This window comes from Bacillus sp. C1 (genome assembly GCF_054570475.1).
The window spans coordinates 1-19,840 of sequence record NZ_JBTMZT010000004.1 but is presented as its reverse complement, the minus strand read 5'-3'; the positions used below and the strand labels follow the sequence as shown (position 1 = coordinate 19,840).

Below are 19,840 nucleotides of genomic sequence, written 5' to 3'. Positions count from 1 at the left end.
TGTATCCCGCTAATATCCCTACATCAAAATTCAGCAAAAAGCAAAGAAGTTAGGTGGGGGAAACTGCTTGTAAAAATCAGAGGGGGATGAAGCCCCTCTGATTAAAGTTTCACTTTATATTAAAATTGGATCTTCTTCTCTAAGAAGCCTTTTAATTCGCTAATTGGCATACGAACTTGTTCCATTGTGTCACGGTCACGTACTGTAACGGCTTTGTCTTCAACTGAGTCGAAGTCATATGTGATACAGAATGGTGTACCGATTTCGTCTTGACGACGGTAACGTTTACCGATAGAACCAGTTTCGTCAAAGTCTACTACGAAGTCTTTTGCAAGTTCTGCGAACACTTCACTAGCGCCTTCAGATAACTTTTTAGATAGTGGTAAGATAGCTGCTTTATATGGCGCTAAAGCTGGGTGGAAACGAAGAACGGTACGAGAATCATTCTCTAATTGCTCTTCTTCGTATGCATCACATAAGAAAGCTAATGTTACGCGGTCTGCGCCAAGAGATGGCTCGATGCAGTATGGTACGTAACGTTCATTCGTTTGCGGATCAATATAGTTAAAATCTTCGTTAGAATGTTCCATGTGACGTTTTAAGTCGAAATCAGTACGAGATGCAACGCCCCAAAGCTCGCCCCAGCCGAATGGGAATTTGAATTCAATATCAGTTGTTGCGTTACTGTAGTGAGATAATTCTTCTTCACCGTGGTCACGAAGGCGCATGCTTTCTTCGTTCATACCAAGTGATAGTAACCAGTTTTTACAAGTATTACGCCAGAATGTGAACCATTCTAGTTCTTCACCAGGTTTACAGAAGAATTCAAGTTCCATTTGTTCAAATTCACGCGTACGGAATGTGAAGTTACCAGGTGTGATTTCGTTACGGAAACTTTTACCGACTTGGCCAATACCAAATGGAAGTTTTTTGCGCATTGAGCGTTGTACGTTTTTAAAGTTTACGAAAATACCTTGTGCTGTTTCAGGACGAAGGAAGATTTCATTTGTGCTTGATTCAGTAACACCTTGGAATGTTTTAAACATTAAGTTGAACTGACGAATTTCTGTGAAGTCTTCGCTGCCGCAATCAGGACATTTTACTTCGTGTTCTTTCATTAAGTCAGCCATTTGATCAAAAGTAAGACCATCAACGATCATTTCGATGCCTTTTGCATCTAATGCGTCCTCAATTAATTTATCAGCACGATGACGCGCTTTACATTTTTTACAGTCAATCATTGGATCGTTAAAGTTACCGACATGACCAGAAGCAATCCAAGTTTTTGGATTCATTAAAATTGCTGCGTCTAAACCAACATTGTATGGAGATTCTTGAATGAATTTTTTCCACCAAGCTTTTTTAACATTATTTTTTAATTCGATACCAAGTGGACCGTAATCCCAAGTGTTTGCAAGACCACCATAAATTTCAGATCCAGGGAAAACAAAACCACGATGCTTCGCTAAGTTTACAACTTGTTCCATTGAATACATAATAAAAATCCTCCTTTTAAAAGTTAACGTATTGGCGATGACGGGGCGTACTTGTTGAAAGGCAGAGACGTATGCGCTTTTAGTGGTATCTAGCTCTAGCGGCTAGAATGTTCGGTGGCTTCGCTTCTTCCGCTGAGGCAAAGAGCGTCCCTATGTCAGAGGCTTCATCCTCCTCACATTCTGAGCAAGCCGCATCCGCTTTTACATATAAAAAAGCTCGTCTCTAGGCATTAATGCCTAGGGACGAGCTTGTATATACCCGCGGTTCCACCCTAGTTGATATGCGCATAAACACATATCCGCTTTATGACGTATTGCTCGAGACTGCCGTTTCCTCGCTGTTTCAGGCTTTCACTATCCCTGAATCGCTTTTTATGCAAGTACTTATAAGTCCGTCATCGCTACTATATTTAATAATAATGACCATATTCTATCATGTTCTTTTTTAAATCACAATAGAGGAACAAGCCTATCTGTGTAGATACAATATAAAAACCGATATAAAACCATTCTTTTTAGGTGGAAGAGAGCGTCCGCCCATGGATAGGAGCGATCAGTGCCTTTTTTCGCCCTATGCCAAGTGAAAAACAAAAAGAGGGAATGAGAGCATGTTTGTTTTGCACTTATAGCCGTGAGTTATATGTGGGAAAATCAATAGAGACATATAAATTGAAAATCCTGTATAAACCCAGCTTTTTTAGATGGAAGAGAGCGTCCCTTCATGGATAGGAGCGATCAGTGCCTTTTTAGTTTGTAGAGTTGTTCATAGTAGAGTAAATATGTTTAATCGCCTCGCGTTTACTTAGCGGAGCGAGTTCATGGGTTTGAACGTATTCCCATACAACTTTTGGACTTGTTTTTGCATATTCACGTAGTACCCAGCCGATTGCTTTTTGAACAAAAAATTCTTTTGAAGTGTTAAGTTGTCCAATGATTGAGAAGAGAAGTTCTTCATCCATTTGTTTTTTATATTTTAGCTGAAATAAGATTGCGGAGCGCTGTAACCATATGTTTTCTGAAGCGATCCATTTCGGAATATAAGTGGGAATGGATTCTGGATGTTGCAAGAAAATACTTCCTAGAAATGTTGGAACAATGCCATCAACGGAATCCCACCATGACTTTGTTGTAATAAGTTCTTCTAAAAATGGAATATGAGTTTCATTGAGATGTTTTTTATATTTCTGTAATAAATCGAGGGCTACAGCTTGAAATTCGCGTTCAGGTAAAGACCAAAGTTCACGAATGATGAGCTGGAAATCCTCTTTTTCGGGAAGGTTATGTACTTGTATGACTTCACGTAACAACTTCCTTCTTTCTGGTGTTTGAATACCGAGAAATGGGAAGTGATTTTTCATATAACGAGCCATCGGTTCAGCTTTTTGAGGATTTTGATGTGTGACAAAATGTTGCTGCAATGCTTCTACAAATGAATGCATAAAATTGTTCTCCTTTCAGGTTTCTCTCTCATATTATATAAAGAAGTAATACGAAATTAATACAAGAAATATGATCAGGATAGAAAGGAGAGGAAAAGGTGGAAGATCAAAGCATATTAGCAGGCTTTTTTGCCCTTAGTTTTACTTTCATTTTAATTATTGTAATTTGGGGTATCCTCGCGTATGTATTAACAGCATTTGCACTTTATACAATGTCCAAAAATGATGGTGCTGAGGATGGGGTTCTTGCTTTTATTCCATTTTTAAATAGTAAAGTTTGGGGAGACTTAGGAAGGGAGAAATTACCTAGCTTTTTGAAAGAAGAGGCAGGATGGAAAGTGTTTGGAATATATGTTTTATGTTTTATTTTAAGTTTTGTTCCTATTTTGAATTTATTGGCAGCAGCGGTTTCGCTCGTGCTTTCGATTTATTTAATATACGTTATTTTAGATCGGTACGGTACGAATGCGGTATTATTTACAATCATTCACGTGATAACATGCTCTATTTTTCTTCCGATTCACTTGTTTTTGATTCGAAATGAACCAACGAAATATTAGAATTTATCGGGATAGTTATGTTATATATTGTCGAACAATCGATATGTTGTGTCGAATCGCTGATATATGTTGAGAAACGATCGATATATTTGAAAAATCGCTGATATATGTTGAGAAACGATCGATATATTATGAAAAGGGCTATCGCTGCGTGCGATAGCCCTTTTTCATAATAGTTTTTGACGAGCCGCATCCATTTTTTAGTGAATCTAGCTCCAACGCGCTGCGATTCTGAGCGAGCCGCTTTCGCTTTTGTAATTACATTAAGTAACGTAAATAAATGTAAATATGAGAAATGATAAGTGATACGATCATAATTGGAAAACCGACTTTTAGGAAGTCCATGTAACTAAATCGGTGTCCTTCACGGTTTGCAATTCCTGCTACGATTACGTTGGCTGAAGCACCGATTAATGTACCGTTTCCACCTAGACAAGCTCCGAGTGCCAATGCCCACCATAGTACGTCAATTTGTGCATCAGAAGGTGATAGGCCAAGGCCGACTGCCATATCATTAATAAGTGGGATCATTGTTGCAACGAACGGAATGTTATCGATTGTTGCTGATGCAATACCGGATACCCATAAAATAAGGATAGATGCGTAGGAAATATCCCCGCCTGTTACACCAATTACTTTTTGGGCTAATGTTTTGATAAGTCCAATATCAATAAGTCCACCAACGAGTACGAATAGACCAGCAAAGAAGAAAATAGTAATCCATTCTACGTGAGCGAATACTTCTTCAATTTCATGTTCTTTTACACCGATTAGCATAAGGACTGTAGCTCCCGTTAAGGCGATTACTGCTGCATCAATATGGAATATAGAGTGAGTCATGAAACCTAGAATTGTAAGACCAAGTACTGTTAAAGATTTTTTCATTAATACAGCATCTTTAATGTATTTCTTTTCATCTAAGCTCATTAATTTTTTTACTTGAACAGGATCAGCAATTAATTCTTTCCGATACATAAAGAAGATCATTGTTGCGGTTACAGCAATAATGATAATTACGATTGGAGCTAAGTTGAATAAGAAGGCATTAAAATCTAAATGCTTGTTCGCAGAGCCAATCATAATGTTTGGTGGATCACCAATTAATGTTGCAGTTCCCCCGATATTTGAAAAAATAATTTCAGAAAGTAAATATGGGACAGGATTTACTTGTAAAATACGCGTAATAGATAAAGTAACTGGAACAACAAGAAGTACAGTTGTTACGTTATCTAGAAATGCGGAACCAAGCGCGGTAAGCAGAGAAAGGGAAATTAAAATTTTAATTGGATTTCCTTGTGCTTGTTTAGCGGCTTTAATTGCAACATATTGGAATACACCAGATTTGCTCGTAATATTCACTAAAATCATCATGCCGATTAGTAGTGTAATAGTCCCCCACTCAATATGCTTTGTAAAAGCAGTGTGTAGATCGACAATGCCGAAGATTACCATCATTGCAGCGCCGAGAAGTGCAATAACAGCGCGGTTAATTTTCTCTGAAATGATAATAGCGTATGTAATTAGAAAGACTGCGATTGCAAAGTAATATTGCCAGTTTGCGATTTCTTGCGTTGTTTCGTGCAAAAATTCCATCTCCTTTCGGGTATCTGTTTAGCGTTTCATATATGTACGAAAGAAACACACTTAAAGTCATTATAAAGTAGGAAAATGTGTGATGTAAATGGAAGGGGGGTGTTTTGTCGTATTTTCTGTAAAAGTGATTTTTTCTTGTTTTTGAAAATATTAGCGGTTATTTGACATATACATAAGATACATCTAATTTGAATGTATTTTATGTATATAGCATTCGAGTCTATTCGTGTAGAGGTACAAAGTAGACACAATGATAAGGAAGGGATTGTATGGATGAACAACAATTTTTATTTTTAGATTTTGAGTTCACGATGCCGCAACATAGGAAGAAGCCGAAGGGTTTTTTTCCAGAAATCATTGAAGTGGGACTCGTATCGGTTGTTGATTGTATAGTAGAAGATACGTACTCATCTTATGTAAGACCAGAAACTTTTCCGAGTTTAACAGATCGATGTAAAAAATTTTTAGGAATTAATCAGGGCGCGGTAGACGGAGGGATCTCCTTTTTGGAACTTATCGAGAAACTGATGCAGTATGAAAAACGCTGTCAAACGACAATTGTAACGTGGGGTAACATGGATATGAAAGTACTAAGGCATAATTGTGAGACTGTAGGTGCGGCGTTTCCTTTTTCGGGACAGTGCCGAGATTTATCGCTCGAGTATAAACGTTTCTTTGGCGAACGGAATCAAACTGGATTATGGAAAGCGATTGAAGCATACGGAAAAGTAGGCACAGGGAAGCATCATTGTGCGCTTGATGATGCGATGACGACCTATAATATTTTTAAGCTAGTTGAAAAGGATAAAGAATATTTAGTAAAGCCATCTCCTCCAACGTTAGGTGAGCTTGTTGATTTTTCAAAGGTGTTAAAGAAAGTGAGTACACAATAGCGACCAAATTACACAGTTTGTAATTTGGTCGCTATTGTTTTTTTACAGCTTGTAATCTTGTTTTAATTGCTTAAGTACGTGCAAACTACGCTGTGCAAAAGGAGAATCATCTTCTTGAAGTGCATTCATTTGTGTTTCTAATGCGGATTTCAGAGATGCTGTATAATCCGGGATATTCCCTTCATATTTTTTAACCATTGCTTGTGGAATATTTGTTTGTTCACGAAAAGCTAAAGCACGTCGTTCATGGAAGAATGGTACATCAGCTTGCTTTACATTATGTAAATCACCTTGCGTAGGATGTTTTAAAACAGCTAATACTTTCATAACATAGCTTCCAGGACGGCTGTTTGTAATTTCACCGATATATTTTCCTGTTTTATAGATACCCGTAACAATCTCCCCAATTTGAAATGTTTCATTCATATTTTTCACCTCAATTTTTATAGTAAGGAAAGTGGAGAAGGGAGTCAAAGAAATCGTTTGTTGAATAATGAATTTGGGAAGTTAAGTGCGTTTATCCCGCTATTTGCGGGCAGTAATATCCCACCTCAAAATTTAGTAAAAGCAAAGAAGTCAGGTGGGGGGCGGGCTGTCAGTAAAAGTCCGATTGGTGAAGGTTAATAATCAGTGGGGATGAAGAATCCCCACTGATTAAAGTTTCACTTTATGAATAGAGAGGTGTTATAATTCAAAAAGATATAACAGAAAATTCTGAGGAGTTGAAAAGATGAAGGTATGCATCGTTTGCTTCGATGAATTCACAGATATAGATGTATTTTTGCCATGGGATTTACTGAATAGAGTAAGGATTGTTGGAAGAGTAAAGGATTGGAAAGTTAAGATTGTAGGAACGAAAGCAGTACATACATCGGTGGCGGGGCTTACTATTCCTATGTCGGGAACAATTGAGGATATGAAAGATGCGGATGCAGTTATATTTGCTAGTGGATCAGGAGTACAACGGCTTATTCGCGATTCGAACTATTTAAATGGGCTGCAATTGAATCCTGACAAGCAACTTATAGGATCCATGTGTTCGGGTGCTTTAATACTTGGGGCGCTTGGATTATTAACCGAAAAAAGAGCAACTACTTATCCGACAGTAATGAAACAATTATCAAAATATGGTGTTCAAGTTGTAGAAGAAAGCTTCGTGAATGTTGGTAACATATCGACTGCGGCAGGATGTTTAGCTGCACAAGATTTAGTATCTTGGATTATTGAGTCACTGGTTGGAGAAGACATGGTTCATAAGGTATTGGAAAGTGTGAAACCAGTAGGTGAAGCATTACAGATAGAAAAGCTGTAAAAAAGACAAAGGAGTGGTATTTATGATGCCTTTATATTTTCCAGAAGATAAAACAGAGTATATTATCCCAGGGATTGTTTGTGTTTTATTTATAATTGGAGCAATTGCGACGTGGCGCATGTTTATTCGCGTATCAAAGAGAGAGGCAGAACGTTTGCAGAAAGTGGAACAAAAGTTGTTAGCGGAAAAGAAACACTAATTCATTTTTGTATGTTTCCCTCTATGCTCGGACAATCTAAGGACAGAATGTATTTTGGAGGGAACTGTAATGAAAAAGCAGCTGTTATTCGGTTGTTGCTTACTGTTTTTTATGGCAGGGTGTGATAAAGGAAAACCAAAAGAAATTGATGTGAAATTATATAATGCTTCTGGTGATAACGTTGGAACAGCAAAAGTGGTTCAGCAAACAAGTGGTGTGAAAATATCCATTAAGGCAGAGGGATTTACGCCAGGAGCACATGGGTTACATATTCATGAAATAGGAGAATGTAAAGCGCCGCGTTTTATATCAGCTGGTAATCACTTTAATTTAGATAAAAAAAAGAAACATGGACTTATGAATGAAAAGGGTGCAGAGAACGGTGATTTGCCAAATATCACTGCTGATAGTACAGGAAAGATTAAGGCGGAGATCGAGGCGTCTCAAGTATCGCTTGAAGAAGGAAAGACAACTCTTCACCGAAAAGATGGTGCCTCAATTATTATTACTGAAAATCCGGATGATGGTATGACGCAGCCTGCTGGTAATTCCGGGAATCGGATTGTTTGTGGTGTCATTGTAGAAAAAGCATCAGCCGCTAAGAAAAAGTAGAAGCTACCTGATTGCAGGTAGCTCCTCAGTTTGTTGGGAAACAGGGGCTAGGGGGCTCCTGTTTTTTGGCGTTTTTTGTCGGTTAGTCGATATCCTTTGTCGAATCGCTGATATATTCAAATTTGCGTCGATATATTGTGAGAAATGGTTGATATATTAAAAAAATCGCTGATAAAATTTCATTCACCAATTTATCCTGCTATTTGCGGGCAGCCCGATTCGTGAGGGCTAATAATCAATGGAGGGATGGAGAAAACCCTCACTGATTGAAGTTTCACTTTATACGAACAAACCTCGTCAGCTCACTATGTTTTTTATAATTTTGTAGCATTCCCCTTTCTCCACGACCTGAGAAGCTAGCTTCTTCAGGCTCCTATGAAAAGGTATGCTGGAGTCTGTTCAGTATTTCTGTAAGCTGTGCTCTTGAACATCCAATGTTAATACGAATATAGTGCCCCCCGCCCGTTCCATATTTTTCACCGGGTTCAACGATGATTTTTCCTTTTTCTTCAAGTTGTGTTGTGCGTTCTTTTTGAGACAGTTCAAGGCGAGAACAGTCAACCCATAATAAAAAAGTACCTTCTGATTGAATGACAGAAAGTGCAGGAATGTGCTGCTTAATAAATTCATGAGCAAACCGCGCGTTTTCTTCTATATATAAACGGATATGTGTTAACCATTCGTCGCATTCTGTATAGGCACTTTGCATTGCTACATAAGCTAATGTATTTAACCCATGAAAACCTTGGCGCTGTTGCACAGATGTAAAGGCATGGCGAAGGTTTTTGTCAGGGATAATAATAATAGATGCCTGCAGTCCTGCAATGTTGAATGTTTTACTTGGTGCCATGCAAGTGATGGTACGCGCTGCTAATGATTCAGATAAGGAAGCAAGTGGTGTATGGGTATGATTTGAGAAAATAATGTCCGCATGGATTTCATCTGCGGCAACAATTACATTATAGCGCTCGCATAATGTCCCTAGTTTTGTTAACTCACTTTTCGTCCAAACGCGGCCGACAGGGTTATGAGGGCTACAAAGAAGCATGAGCTTTACACCTTGCTTAAATTTGGTTTCTAAATGTTCGAAATTCATTGTGTATGTTTCGTTATGGAAGAGTAATGGACTTTCGCATACATGACGGTCATTTTTTGTGACCATATCAAAGAATGGCGGATAAATAGGTGGTTGCACAAGGACAGCGTCATGTTCAGTTGTGAAAGCTTGTATACTCGTACTAAGAGCCGGAACGATGCCGGAGCTAAATACAATCCACTCTTTTTGTATATCCCAGTTGTACGATTTTTTTGTCCAACGACAAATAATCTCCGTGAGTTCTTCAGGGGGCATTGTATATCCGAAAATAGGATGTTCTAGGCGTTTTTTCAGTGCCGATTGAATAGGGTTTGGAATGGGAAAATCCATATCGGCAATCCATGCGTGTAATAATTCTTCATTTTTATATGTATCCCACTTTACACTATGAGTCCCGCGGCGATTTACAGTTGTATGAAATTGCTGCATCGTGTTTCCTCCTTTTACTTTCATCAATGGTTTTGTGAAAGTTCCTCATTTCTTCTAGCATAGCTGATATGATACGATAAAGAAAAGAGTGAAAAATAGGAAAAGGCGGGAAGTAGATGGGTGCATATGAAAAGATGGTGGAAATGGTGAAGGATTGGGATCCGTTTCAAATGGGACCAGAATTTTATGAAACAGAAGCAAGCGATGTCGTGTACGTAGTAAGTGCATTTGACGATCCGAAATATATTGCGAAAAAAATACAGCATATTTATTTCATGTCGTTTGAAGAAGTACCAGCTATTGAAAAATGCGAGAAATTAGCAGAGGCATTACTCGTATTAAAAGAAGGCGGAAGCTGTTCATTGTAGGCTGTCGGGTGTCCCGGCAGCCTTCTTTAGTAGAAATTTTATTTGTAGTCGATCATATACGGATATTACTGAGCTGAAAATGCTATGATTTCGTCATAGACATGCTCTGGCTTTTCCTCTGGCAGTAAATGTCCTGTCTTTTCATATGAAATAAATGTCGAGTTCGGTAAGTCTTTATGTAACCGGTGCCCGACATGAACAGGAACAACGCGGTCCTCTTCACCCCAAATGAGTAAAGTTGGGGTTTCAATTTTTCGTAATTCAGCTGACGATAAATCTCCTTCCCGATCCCTTATCATGCGCGTTAAAGCCGGGAAAATCCGGTTATCGTAGAAGGGAGCAGCGTAGCCCGCCATCATTTCATCATCAATTAAAGAGTGATCATGAACGACATTCATTAAATTATGGACAATGCCTCTTCGGATAATCCAATTTTTTACGTATAAATGAAAGAATGGTAAGTAGGAAGAGTAGATGAGTGGGAATTTTGCTCTTGTTAAGTAACTTGAGCTACATAGTAAGATTGTTTTTGTAATTAAATCAGGACGGATACGATTAACATAGAGCGAGATTTGTCCGCCCATTGAATGGCCCACTAGTACAATGTTTTGCAATGCTAAATGTTCCATTAAATCGATAATTATCGTTGCTAAATTATGATAGGAATAGGTAAATTGATTTGACTTATCACTTTTTCCAAACGGTGGTAAATCAAGGGCGACAACAGTTCCTTCTTTTGCAAGTAGCGGGATGAGGCGACGATAACTAAATGAGGAAGATAGAAAACCATGAACGAGTACGAAATTTGGCTTTTCCTCATTACTATGGTGCTCATACAACTCGTAATGAACAGTAGTACCGCGAGTGGAAAAAGTGAAATAAGGGTGCTTTATCTCATGTTGCATTTTTCTTCACTCCATTTATTTTTTTCATATCATCTCCTAGTAGACAAAAATTTATCCCGCTATTTGCGGCCAGTAAGACTCCCACCCAAAAATTTAGCGAATGCAAAGAAGTTAGGTGGGAGCCATGTTGTCCGTAAAGCCCGATTCGTGAGGGCTAATAATCAGTGGGAGATGAAGCGCACCATTGATTAAAGTTTCATTTTATAGTAACAAAAAAAAGCAAGATGGAAGGCCCATCTTGCTTTTTTATTATTTCATTACTGTATAAGGTGGCGTTGCTCCTTGTAACCCTGTAACTAAGTTTTCAGCAGCTGTCATTGCCATTTTGTATCTTGTTTTTAATGTGGCAGATCCGATGTGCGGCAATGTAACAACATTTGTTAATGATAACAACGGATTATCTTTTTGGACCGGTTCTTGTGTAAATGTATCGATGCCTGCTGCAAAGATTTTCTTTTGTTCCAAAGCGTCAATTAATGCAGCCTCATTGACTGTTTTCCCGCGGGAAGCGTTAATGAAAATGGCTGTTTCTTTCATTAATGAAAACTCATCTTCTCCAATGAGGTGATATGTTTCCTCTGTTAAAGGAGTTAGAAGAACGATGAAATCTGATTGTGCGAGTAGTGTGTGTAAATCACAGTACGTCGCTTCAAATTTTTGTTCAGCGTCTTCTTTACGGCGACGATTATAGTATAGAACGTTCATATCGAATCCAAATTTTGCACGTTTGGCAACAGTTTCCCCAATTCGGCCCATACCAATAATTCCAATCGTACTATGATGTACATCTAGTCCGAAATGTTCTTTTGTAATTTCAGCATCCCAATTACCGTTTTTTACATATGAATTAAGCTCGCATACGCGCCGGCTAGCTGAAAGCATGAGAGCGAAAACGAGATCAGCAACGGTATCATCTAATACGTATGGAGTATTTGTACCGATGACATTTCTAGCCTGCATGGCCTTTAAATCAAAATTATCATAGCCAACAGAAATATTGCTCACAACTTTTAAGTTAGGAGCTGATTGTAGTAATTCCTCATCAATTTGTGCTCCGAAGTTGAGCAAACCATGCTTATCTTTTACTTTTTCTAATAGAACTTCACGAGGTATCTTCTCACTACTATCCCATTTTTCATATTCACAATGCTCAGAGATATATGTTTCTACAAATTTTGGAACGCGTTCAGCAATATATACTTTTGGTTTCACAGTTTCGGCCCCTTTCTTGTTCTCACTGTTATAGATAGTAAAATCCTCAGTTAAAAAGATGATAGGTAATGGTTCATAATCAGCGGGAAACGAAGCAACAACCCACTGATTAAAGTTTCACTTCATTTTTACATAATTCTCAAAAAAAATCTTCTTTTCAAACATAAAAAGGTATCTGTATAATTTAGAAAAAAGAAAAGGAAGGATGAAGAATATGATGACTGAAAAAGAATTAGAGTTATTAGCTTGTCTTGAAAAAAGCAGTCGTTTGTCCGTGGAAACTTTAGCGAAAATGTTAAATATAGAAGTAGAAGCTGTAAAAGAAATGGTAGAGAAATTAGAAAGAGAAAACATTATTGTTGACTATGTTACACATATAGATTGGACAAAAGTAAAAGAATATCACGGTTTAACGGCGATGATTGATGTGAAAGTTACACCGAAGCACGGCGTTGGCTTTGATTCTGTTGCAGAGCAAATTTACCGCTATTCAGAAGTAAAATCGGTTTATTTAATGTCAGGGACATATGATCTTTCGATTACGCTAGAAGGAAAAAGCATGGCTGAAGTAGCAACATTTGTTTCGGAAAAATTAGCAACGATTGAATCTGTTGTTTCAACAACAACGCATTTTATTTTGAAGAAATATAAACATGAAGGCATCATTTATGAAAAAAATGATGATGATAAACGAATTGTGGTGGCACCATGAAACAATTTGCACTATCAAAAGCAGCAGAGTCTTTACAACCATCAGGTATTCGTAAGTTTTTTGATTTAGCAGCAGGAATGAAAGGTGTTATCTCACTTGGAGTGGGTGAGCCCGATTTTGTTACACCTTGGAATGTAAGGCAAGCATGTATTCGCTCTTTAGAACAAGGATACACAGCTTATACTGCAAATGCAGGATTATTAGAGTTGCGTCAAGAAATAGCAAAGTATCTTCAAAGGCAATTTCATGTTTCGTATGATCCAAATGAAGAAATCATTGTCACGGTTGGAGCGAGTCAAGCATTGGATGTTGCGATGCGCGCCATTGTAAACCCTAGCGACGAAGTGATTATTATTGAACCGAGTTTTGTATCGTATGCACCACTTGTTGCATTAGCTGGTGGTATACCAGTTCCGGTGGCAACTTCTTTAGAAAACGCCTTTAAAATACAACCAGAGCAAATTGAAGCAGCTATTACAACAAAAACAAAAGCAATTTTACTTTGTTCGCCGAATAATCCAACAGGGGCACTTCTAAATAAGTCTGAATTGGAAAAATTAGCTGAAATTGTTGAAAAGTATAATCTCATTGTACTATCTGATGAAATTTATGCAGAACTTGTGTATGACGAAGCGTATACGAGTTTCGCGAGCATTCAAAATATGCGCGACCATACCATTTTAATTTCAGGATTTTCAAAAGGGTTTGCGATGACGGGATGGCGCCTTGGTATGATTGCGGCACCTGTACATTTTTCAGAATTGATGTTGAAAATCCATCAGTATGCAATGATGTGTGCACCGACCATGTCTCAATTTGCGGCACTCGAAGCACTTCGATCAGGAAATGATGAGGTCGTTCATATGAGAGAAAGTTATAAAAAGCGCCGTAATTTTATGGCAACGTCATTTAATGAAATGGGTTTAACCTGCCATATGCCAGGGGGAGCGTTTTATGTGTTTCCTTCGATTTCTTCAACAGGATTAACCTCAGCAGAATTTGCAGAACAATTATTGTTAGAAGAAAAAGTAGCAGTTGTACCTGGAAGTGTATTTGGCGAGAGTGGTGAAGGGTTTATTCGTTGTTCGTATGCGACGTCACTTGAACAGTTAATGGAAGCGATGAAGCGAATGAAACGATTTGTCGACAATAAAAAAAGGACAAAACAGAATACGTTTTGTCCATAAAAGGGGGGGAATACTAGAAAGCCATGTGTTAGTATTCTATCCCAATATTTGAAAATTATACTTACTTAAGGAAAGTTTTTTATGAATTTTGAATGAAAGGGGAGCTGGTGGTATAATTTACTAATATAAAGTGAAAATTTTCTTATGAGGGGGGAGATTCGATTCTCCTCTGAGAATGATTTTTCACTAATCGGATATTTAGGAGCAGTTGCAGCTGCTAATCTTTTGCTCCCTGCAAATGGTAGGGAAAATGGTAAGCGTATAGGGGTGTTTCATATGTCAGAACAATACACAACAGGAGTGATTGTGAAGGGGAAAGTGACTGGAATTCAAGATTACGGTGCATTTGTAGCATTAGATGCCGAAACGCAAGGACTTGTGCATATATCTGAAATTACAAATGGATATGTAAAAGATATTCATGACTTTTTAAAGGTCGGAGATATGGTAGAAGTAAAGGTACTTTCAGTTGATGAAGAACACAGAAAGATGAGTTTATCGTTAAAAGCGGCAAAGCGTAAGCAAGGAAGAATTATCGTACCGAAGCCATCTGATAAAGGGTTCAATACGCTTCGTGAAAAGTTAACAGAGTGGATTGAAGAATCAGAGGTAATAAAATAAAAAAGGATCGCTGAATTAGCGATCCTTTTTTACTTTACTATGATATATTTTAGCAAATATGATTGCATGCAATCATATTCGTATGTCGGATGGGAAGTGCGGAGTTACGTTTTGTTATCGAACTTCGCGTGTTTCTGGGTGTGTTCCAAGATTTTCAGATGGTTTAAACAATAAACCGAGATTGATAAGCCCGGAAATACCAACAATACCGTAAATGATTCGGGCAAGTGCGGAACTTTGTCCACCGAAGATAGCTGCTACGAGATCAAATTGAAAGAACCCGATAAGTCCCCAGTTGACAGCACCAATTATAGTAAATACTAATGCAATACGTTGTAAAGTACTCATCTTGAATAGTCCTCCTTACATTTGAAGCATAAGATAAGCCTTGTATGTTTGGCAGTATAAACCGAAATCCGAAAATGGAATTACGCATTATACAATGTAATTCTCTTATAGAATGACTCACCTTTATTGTTTTTATACATAAAAAATATCTACTACAAGGTGTATATACATCTATACTGAAAAATGAACTTTTTTCAAAAAATAAATATTGATTGCGTTTACAATTTGCCAATTGCTTGATTTACAACCTCAGTTTCGCTAAAGTGAATACAGAAATACATATACATAATTGGAGGGAAAAAGATGAGCACACATGTAACGTTCGATTATTCTAAAGCGTTATCGTTCATCAGTGAACATGAACTAACTTATTTACGTGATGCTGTAAAAGTATCGCACCATGCAATCCATGAAAAAACTGGAGCTGGGAACGATTTTCTTGGGTGGGTAGAGCTTCCGCTTCAATATGACAAAGAAGAATTTGCTCGCATTCAAAAGAGTGCAGAGAAAATTAAAAACGACTCTGATATTTTACTTGTTGTAGGTATTGGTGGTTCTTACTTAGGAGCACGTGCAGCAATTGAAATGTTAAATCACTCTTTCTATAACACGCTTTCTAAAGAACAACGTAAAACTCCACAAGTGCTATTTGTTGGACAAAACATTAGCTCCACTTATATGAAAGATTTAATGGATGTATTAGAAGGTAAAGATTTCTCCATTAACGTTATTTCAAAATCAGGTACAACAACAGAACCTGCAATTGCATTCCGTCTGTTCCGTAAACTATTAGAAGAGAAATATGGAAAAGCAGAAGCGCGTAAACGTATTTATGCAACAACTGATAAAGCGCGTGGTGCTTTAAAAACATTAGCTGACGAAGAAGGATATGAAACATTTGTAATTCCAGATGATGTTGGCGGTCGTTTCTCTGTATTAACACCAGTTGGTTTATTACCAATCGCAGTGAGCGGTTTAAATATTGAAGAGATGATGCAAGGTGCAGCTGCTGGTCATGATGACTTTGCAAAATCTGAGTTAGAAGAAAACCCAGCTTACCAATATGCGGTTGTACGCAATGCTCTATATAATAAAGGGAAAACAATTGAAATGCTTGTTAACTACGAGCCAGCACTTCAATACTTTGCTGAGTGGTGGAAACAGTTATTTGGTGAAAGTGAAGGAAAAGATCAAAAAGGTATTTTCCCATCTTCAGCAAATTTCTCAACTGACTTACATTCTTTAGGGCAATACATTCAAGAAGGACGCCGCGATCTATTCGAAACAGTTCTTAAAGTAGGGAAATCTACACATGAACTAAAAATTGAATTAGATGAAAATGATTTAGATGGTTTGAACTACCTTGCTGGTGAAACAGTAGACTTCGTAAACACAAAAGCATACGAAGGTACACTACTTGCTCATAGCGATGGCGGCGTACCAAACTTAATTGTAAACATTCCAGAATTAAATGAGTATACATTCGGTTACCTTGTATACTTCTTCGAAAAAGCATGTGCGATGAGCGGCTACTTATTAGGCGTAAATCCATTTGACCAACCAGGTGTAGAAGCGTATAAGAAAAATATGTTTGCTTTACTTGGAAAACCAGGATTCGAAGAATTAAAAGCAGAATTAGAAGAACGCTTGAAGTAAGAAAAGCTGTTGGGATATTCCCAGCAGCTTTTCTTATTGTTTAAAAAGAGGGAGAGCAAATGTTAGAGAAAGGTTGATGAGTTGTGGAAGAACAACGATATATTGTTGCTAGAATGAGTATGAAGGGGCATGCTAATAAAAAAAGAAGGGGGGAACCTGCTTGATTCCTATTCAATCAAAATTAAAAGGTCATACATATGCCCTTTTTACATTAGAAGAAACATTAAAGCCACTTGGTTATAGTATCGGTGGTAATTGGGATTATGACAAAGGGTGCTTTGATTATAAATTAGATGAGGAAGAGGGGTATCAATTTTTAAGAATCCCCTTTACAGCAGTGGAAGGAGAGTTAGATGTACCAGGAGTAGTTGTTCGCCTTGACACGCCATACATTCTTTCGCATGTATATCAAGACGAACTGGATGAGCAAACAAATACGTTCGCTGCCGGAGTGAGTTTAGATCAGTTTGCGAAGCCGAAAGATGCAGATGGGAATATAAAAAGAAAGTATGTTGATATTGGAAAAGTATTAATAAATGAATTAGAAAAGCATCTTATTAATGATGAATTACAATAAGAACGTCACTTTCAATGATGACGAAGGAATGGCCGGGATTAATGTGATATTGTTCATCTCGCCTTACACCTAGTAGTAAAATGTTTTTCTTTAAAAGTAAGGTACTGCAATCTGCAAAGGTTTTCTGAATATAGGATGAAGGTGGATCCATTAGTTGTAATTTACTGTCGGAGATTTCGTTGTAAAGCGTAAATAATACACCTGAAATAGAAGGAAATAAAAGAGAGGCAGTAAAAACATAGCTAGTTAATTTATTTCCTTCTATAATTTCTGTTGCGCCTGCCCTTGTGGCATTTTGAATTTGTTCAGAAGTGAGCAACTCAGCGATACAATGAATATCGGGATTTAGCCCTTTAGCAGTTAAAATATTTAAAATAGACTGCGTGTCAGCTAAGGTTTCATTTTTTTCTTTATCTGCTGTTATTAAAATCGTATGGGCTGTTTGAATATTTGCTTTTAACAAAGTTTGATCATGATGGGGACATCCCTTAATGAATTCTAAGTGATGGAAAGATTTTGGAAGCAGAGAAAGGGTTTCATCGATAAGTACGATATCAAGATTCGGCTTTAGGACATGCATTTGGCTTACGACCTGTTTAGCACGTTCATTCCAGCCGACAATAATCATATGCCCATGACAAGAAGCGGCTTCTTCACCTTTAATTTTCATATACTGTTTACTTATCATTTCGGTAGCGAATAATACCATATAGTAGGAGCAAAAGCCTGTTCCTAATAAAATGAGAAGCATACCTGTCACTTTTCCTACAGGTGTGTGCGGAACAAAATCGCCGTAACCGACAGTAAAAGTTGTAACAAGTGCCCACCATATGCCATCGAACCATGTAGAAAAATAAGTAGGCTCAAATTTATATATAAGGAAACCAAAAACAGCAATTAGTATGACGATGAAGCAAAATAACCGAAAAATAATGGAATCACGAAAAGCATCTATTAGATTCATGCGAGTTTTCAAATTGATATTCCTCCTCATTTTGTATATAAATCGTTGCTGTAAAGAAAAGTTGATTCCGTGTTATGTCTTTTTTAATCTGTGCTTATGTATATTGTTACCATTATGAAAAAAAGAAAAACTCTCTATTTTGTAAGAGAGTTCCTTGGAGAGGGATACTACATGCTTTCAACTTCTGTTTGCTGTACCCGTTCTAAATGTTGCAGCGCATAATAAACATCAGCTGTATGTGTTTTTTGATCAACAGACAATTTTAGGTGTAAAAAGTGTAAACCATTTTCCAATGTTTTGAGTTTCATATTTTTCACTTTGATGTCCATTTCTTTTATTTCTTCAATAACAATAGGGATATTGTTCATATGGCTTACAACAAGTTTGACAGCGATATCTCGTTGTCTAAGTGACCTAGGGCCTAAAAGGTTCATTGTTAATGGAATGAGCTCGACGCTGATCATAAGAAAACACATACCAAAAATTGCTTCCATATAAAAACCAGCTCCCACAGCAATCCCAATGCCAGAAGCTCCCCAAATCATAGCGGCAGTAGTTAAGCCCGCGATACTATCGTTTCCTCTTCTTAAAATAACACCAGCACCTAAAAAACCGATTCCTGAAACAATTTGAGCTGCAAGACGAAGAGGATCCATGTTGATGTGATCTGTATGAGGTAAGTTATAAGCAGATTTAATAGACACAATAGTAAGAAGGCAACTAATAATTGAAATGACTAAGCAAGTTTTTAAACCAAGTGGTTTTCTTTTTAATTCACGCTCTAAACCGATAGCAAATCCCAAAATAGCAGAGAGACCTAGTTTGATTAATAAATCTGTATAGTCCATATGTATTCCTCCTTGTAAGTGTGGTTGCTGTAAAGGCGAGTGTAATATTAGAAGAAAAGTGTTTCTTAACTATAAATAAAACCTTTCATGAGCAAGGATAGTACTTCCTGCCTAAAGAAGAATTAAATTTTTTGTACAGAATGCTAGATAGTGCGTGAATAAAAATGGATTATGCTGAAAAAGGATATGAATAAAGTGAGGAATAAAAAGCATTTTATTTAAGTATATGGCGTAAATGAAGAAACTTGGCTATTTTTTATAAAAAGTTTTAAAAGAGTGTTGCATTTCATTTTTTTACATGCTATATTAATAACCGTCGCCGATGCGAAACAGCAGAAAGCGAAAAAAGAAATTAAAAAACTTAGTTGACATCGAAAAATGAAGATGTTAACATAAGGAAGTCGCAAATGAGCGACAAACAAGTTCTTTGAAAACTGAACGAAACAAACAACGTGAAACGTCAATTTTTATTTTAGATGCTAGACAAACTAACTTTATTGGAGAGTTTGATCCTGGCTCAGGATGAACGCTGGCGGCGTGCCTAATACATGCAAGTCGAGCGAATGGATTAAGAGCTTGCTCTTATGAAGTTAGCGGCGGACGGGTGAGTAACACGTGGGTAACCTGCCCATAAGACTGGGATAACTCCGGGAAACCGGGGCTAATACCGGATAACATTTTGCACCTCATGGTGCAAAATTGAAAGGCGGCTTCGGCTGTCACTTATGGATGGACCCGCGTCGCATTAGCTAGTTGGTGAGGTAACGGCTCACCAAGGCGACGATGCGTAGCCGACCTGAGAGGGTGATCGGC

Annotated in this window: 22 protein-coding genes and 1 rRNA gene; 13 read left to right on the top strand and 10 right to left on the bottom strand. The window is 37.6% G+C overall.

What is annotated here, in order from left to right; genetic code table 11:
* Positions 1-119: 119 nt before the first annotated feature.
* Positions 120-1,496 carry a glycine--tRNA ligase gene (locus tag ACX5JI_RS13890; RefSeq protein ID WP_459501635.1) on the bottom strand — a complete coding sequence of 459 codons (1,377 nt, stop codon included), beginning with the start codon at positions 1,494-1,496 and terminating at the stop codon, positions 120-122.
* A 746-nt stretch (positions 1,497-2,242) separates the two neighbouring features.
* Complete coding sequence (locus tag ACX5JI_RS13885; RefSeq protein WP_459501634.1) at positions 2,243-2,935, bottom strand: DNA alkylation repair protein; 693 nt, start codon at positions 2,933-2,935, stop codon at positions 2,243-2,245.
* 98 nt (positions 2,936-3,033) lie between these two features.
* Here ACX5JI_RS13885 and ACX5JI_RS13880 point away from each other — a divergent pair, with 98 nt between their 5' ends.
* On the top strand, positions 3,034-3,495 hold the full coding sequence (locus tag ACX5JI_RS13880) for a hypothetical protein (protein WP_459501633.1): 462 nt from the start codon (positions 3,034-3,036) through the stop codon (positions 3,493-3,495).
* 258 nt (positions 3,496-3,753) lie between these two features.
* On the opposite strand, the gene ACX5JI_RS13875 is transcribed toward ACX5JI_RS13880, so the two are convergent.
* Positions 3,754-5,079 (bottom strand): ArsB/NhaD family transporter, encoded by a 1,326-nt coding sequence (locus tag ACX5JI_RS13875; protein ID WP_459501632.1) that lies wholly within the window; start codon positions 5,077-5,079, stop codon positions 3,754-3,756.
* A gap of 278 nt (positions 5,080-5,357) precedes the next feature.
* Between ACX5JI_RS13875 and kapD the strand changes: the two genes are divergently transcribed.
* Positions 5,358-5,981: a 3'-5' exonuclease KapD gene (gene kapD, locus ACX5JI_RS13870; RefSeq protein WP_459501631.1), complete on the top strand. Its 624-nt coding sequence runs from the start codon at positions 5,358-5,360 to the stop codon at positions 5,979-5,981.
* 42 nt (positions 5,982-6,023) lie between these two features.
* Here the strand turns inward: kapD and kapB are convergent, their stop codons facing one another.
* Complete coding sequence (kapB, locus tag ACX5JI_RS13865; RefSeq protein WP_459501630.1) at positions 6,024-6,407, bottom strand: kinase-associated lipoprotein KapB; 384 nt, start codon at positions 6,405-6,407, stop codon at positions 6,024-6,026.
* A 57-nt stretch (positions 6,408-6,464) separates the two neighbouring features.
* Here kapB and ACX5JI_RS13860 point away from each other — a divergent pair, with 57 nt between their 5' ends.
* The 4 genes from ACX5JI_RS13860 to ACX5JI_RS13845 all read left to right on the top strand — a co-directional run bounded on the left by ACX5JI_RS13860 (position 6,465) and on the right by ACX5JI_RS13845 (position 8,104).
* Complete coding sequence (locus tag ACX5JI_RS13860) at positions 6,465-6,605, top strand: hypothetical protein (RefSeq protein WP_459501629.1); 141 nt, start codon at positions 6,465-6,467, stop codon at positions 6,603-6,605.
* 106 nt (positions 6,606-6,711) lie between these two features.
* Positions 6,712-7,293: a DJ-1/PfpI family protein gene (locus ACX5JI_RS13855; protein ID WP_459501628.1), complete on the top strand. Its 582-nt coding sequence runs from the start codon at positions 6,712-6,714 to the stop codon at positions 7,291-7,293.
* Between the two features lie 22 nt (positions 7,294-7,315).
* The gene (locus ACX5JI_RS13850) at positions 7,316-7,492 is read left to right on the top strand and encodes a hypothetical protein (RefSeq protein ID WP_459501627.1); all 177 of its coding nucleotides are present in this window, start codon (positions 7,316-7,318) and stop codon (positions 7,490-7,492) included.
* 69 nt (positions 7,493-7,561) lie between these two features.
* Positions 7,562-8,104, top strand: coding sequence for a superoxide dismutase family protein (locus ACX5JI_RS13845; RefSeq protein WP_459501626.1), 543 nt, complete (start codon positions 7,562-7,564; stop codon positions 8,102-8,104).
* Positions 8,105-8,477: 373 nt separating this feature from the next.
* On the opposite strand, the gene ACX5JI_RS13840 is transcribed toward ACX5JI_RS13845, so the two are convergent.
* Positions 8,478-9,629 carry a MalY/PatB family protein gene (locus ACX5JI_RS13840; protein ID WP_459501625.1) on the bottom strand — a complete coding sequence of 384 codons (1,152 nt, stop codon included), beginning with the start codon at positions 9,627-9,629 and terminating at the stop codon, positions 8,478-8,480.
* Between the two features lie 116 nt (positions 9,630-9,745).
* Here ACX5JI_RS13840 and ACX5JI_RS13835 point away from each other — a divergent pair, with 116 nt between their 5' ends.
* Entirely contained in the window at positions 9,746-9,997 is a 252-nt protein-coding gene (locus ACX5JI_RS13835) for a DUF1871 family protein (RefSeq protein WP_459501624.1), read from the top strand.
* 65 nt (positions 9,998-10,062) lie between these two features.
* Here ACX5JI_RS13835 and ACX5JI_RS13830 read toward each other — a convergent pair whose 3' ends face one another.
* Entirely contained in the window at positions 10,063-10,902 is an 840-nt protein-coding gene (locus ACX5JI_RS13830) for an alpha/beta fold hydrolase (protein ID WP_459501623.1), read from the bottom strand.
* A gap of 249 nt (positions 10,903-11,151) precedes the next feature.
* Entirely contained in the window at positions 11,152-12,114 is a 963-nt protein-coding gene (locus ACX5JI_RS13825) for a 2-hydroxyacid dehydrogenase (protein ID WP_459501622.1), read from the bottom strand.
* A 214-nt stretch (positions 12,115-12,328) separates the two neighbouring features.
* On the opposite strand from ACX5JI_RS13825, the gene ACX5JI_RS13820 reads away from it, so the two are divergent.
* From ACX5JI_RS13820 to yugI, 3 genes are all read left to right on the top strand, one after another.
* The gene (locus tag ACX5JI_RS13820; protein ID WP_459501621.1) at positions 12,329-12,826 is read left to right on the top strand and encodes an Lrp/AsnC family transcriptional regulator; all 498 of its coding nucleotides are present in this window, start codon (positions 12,329-12,331) and stop codon (positions 12,824-12,826) included.
* On the top strand, positions 12,823-14,013 hold the full coding sequence (locus ACX5JI_RS13815; protein ID WP_459501620.1) for an aminotransferase: 1,191 nt from the start codon (positions 12,823-12,825) through the stop codon (positions 14,011-14,013). The genes ACX5JI_RS13820 and ACX5JI_RS13815 overlap by 4 nt, the downstream gene beginning before the upstream one ends.
* Before the next feature lie 276 nt (positions 14,014-14,289).
* The gene (gene yugI / locus ACX5JI_RS13810; RefSeq protein WP_459501619.1) at positions 14,290-14,634 is read left to right on the top strand and encodes a S1 domain-containing post-transcriptional regulator GSP13; all 345 of its coding nucleotides are present in this window, start codon (positions 14,290-14,292) and stop codon (positions 14,632-14,634) included.
* 114 nt (positions 14,635-14,748) lie between these two features.
* Here the strand turns inward: yugI and ACX5JI_RS13805 are convergent, their stop codons facing one another.
* Positions 14,749-14,982, bottom strand: a complete 234-nt coding sequence (locus ACX5JI_RS13805; protein ID WP_459501618.1) for a DUF378 domain-containing protein — start codon at positions 14,980-14,982, stop codon at positions 14,749-14,751.
* A gap of 303 nt (positions 14,983-15,285) precedes the next feature.
* On the opposite strand from ACX5JI_RS13805, the gene ACX5JI_RS13800 reads away from it, so the two are divergent.
* Positions 15,286-16,638, top strand: coding sequence for a glucose-6-phosphate isomerase (locus ACX5JI_RS13800; RefSeq protein WP_459501617.1), 1,353 nt, complete (start codon positions 15,286-15,288; stop codon positions 16,636-16,638).
* 160 nt (positions 16,639-16,798) lie between these two features.
* Positions 16,799-17,215 (top strand): YugN-like family protein, encoded by a 417-nt coding sequence (locus ACX5JI_RS13795; RefSeq protein WP_459501616.1) that lies wholly within the window; start codon positions 16,799-16,801, stop codon positions 17,213-17,215.
* Here the strand turns inward: ACX5JI_RS13795 and ACX5JI_RS13790 are convergent.
* Positions 17,196-18,191, bottom strand: coding sequence for a potassium channel family protein (locus ACX5JI_RS13790; RefSeq protein ID WP_459501615.1), 996 nt, complete (start codon positions 18,189-18,191; stop codon positions 17,196-17,198). The two genes, ACX5JI_RS13795 and ACX5JI_RS13790, sit on opposite strands and share 20 nt — an antisense overlap.
* A 155-nt stretch (positions 18,192-18,346) precedes the next feature.
* Complete coding sequence (locus tag ACX5JI_RS13785) at positions 18,347-19,027, bottom strand: MgtC/SapB family protein (RefSeq protein ID WP_459501614.1); 681 nt, start codon at positions 19,025-19,027, stop codon at positions 18,347-18,349.
* A gap of 494 nt (positions 19,028-19,521) precedes the next feature.
* Here ACX5JI_RS13785 and ACX5JI_RS13780 point away from each other — a divergent pair.
* A 16S ribosomal RNA gene (locus tag ACX5JI_RS13780) occupies positions 19,522-19,840 on the top strand; the annotation flags it as partial.

Bases quoted from the DNA above. Each gene is read 5' to 3' on its own strand.
- ACX5JI_RS13890 (WP_459501635.1), bottom strand. From the start codon at position 1,496: ATGTATTCAATGGAACAAGTTGTAAACTTAGCGAAGCATCGTGGTTTT.
- ACX5JI_RS13885 (WP_459501634.1), bottom strand. From the start codon at position 2,935: ATGCATTCATTTGTAGAAGCATTGCAGCAACATTTTGTCACACATCAA.
- kapD (WP_459501631.1), top strand. From the start codon at position 5,358: ATGGATGAACAACAATTTTTATTTTTAGATTTTGAGTTCACGATGCCG.
- kapB (WP_459501630.1), bottom strand. From the start codon at position 6,407: ATGAATGAAACATTTCAAATTGGGGAGATTGTTACGGGTATCTATAAA.
- ACX5JI_RS13855 (WP_459501628.1), top strand. From the start codon at position 6,712: ATGAAGGTATGCATCGTTTGCTTCGATGAATTCACAGATATAGATGTA.
- ACX5JI_RS13850 (WP_459501627.1), top strand. From the start codon at position 7,316: ATGATGCCTTTATATTTTCCAGAAGATAAAACAGAGTATATTATCCCA.
- ACX5JI_RS13845 (WP_459501626.1), top strand. From the start codon at position 7,562: ATGAAAAAGCAGCTGTTATTCGGTTGTTGCTTACTGTTTTTTATGGCA.
- ACX5JI_RS13840 (WP_459501625.1), bottom strand. From the start codon at position 9,629: ATGCAGCAATTTCATACAACTGTAAATCGCCGCGGGACTCATAGTGTA.
- ACX5JI_RS13835 (WP_459501624.1), top strand. From the start codon at position 9,746: ATGGGTGCATATGAAAAGATGGTGGAAATGGTGAAGGATTGGGATCCG.
- ACX5JI_RS13830 (WP_459501623.1), bottom strand. From the start codon at position 10,902: ATGCAACATGAGATAAAGCACCCTTATTTCACTTTTTCCACTCGCGGT.
- ACX5JI_RS13820 (WP_459501621.1), top strand. From the start codon at position 12,329: ATGATGACTGAAAAAGAATTAGAGTTATTAGCTTGTCTTGAAAAAAGC.
- ACX5JI_RS13815 (WP_459501620.1), top strand. From the start codon at position 12,823: ATGAAACAATTTGCACTATCAAAAGCAGCAGAGTCTTTACAACCATCA.
- yugI (WP_459501619.1), top strand. From the start codon at position 14,290: ATGTCAGAACAATACACAACAGGAGTGATTGTGAAGGGGAAAGTGACT.
- ACX5JI_RS13805 (WP_459501618.1), bottom strand. From the start codon at position 14,982: ATGAGTACTTTACAACGTATTGCATTAGTATTTACTATAATTGGTGCT.
- ACX5JI_RS13800 (WP_459501617.1), top strand. From the start codon at position 15,286: ATGAGCACACATGTAACGTTCGATTATTCTAAAGCGTTATCGTTCATC.
- ACX5JI_RS13785 (WP_459501614.1), bottom strand. From the start codon at position 19,027: ATGGACTATACAGATTTATTAATCAAACTAGGTCTCTCTGCTATTTTG.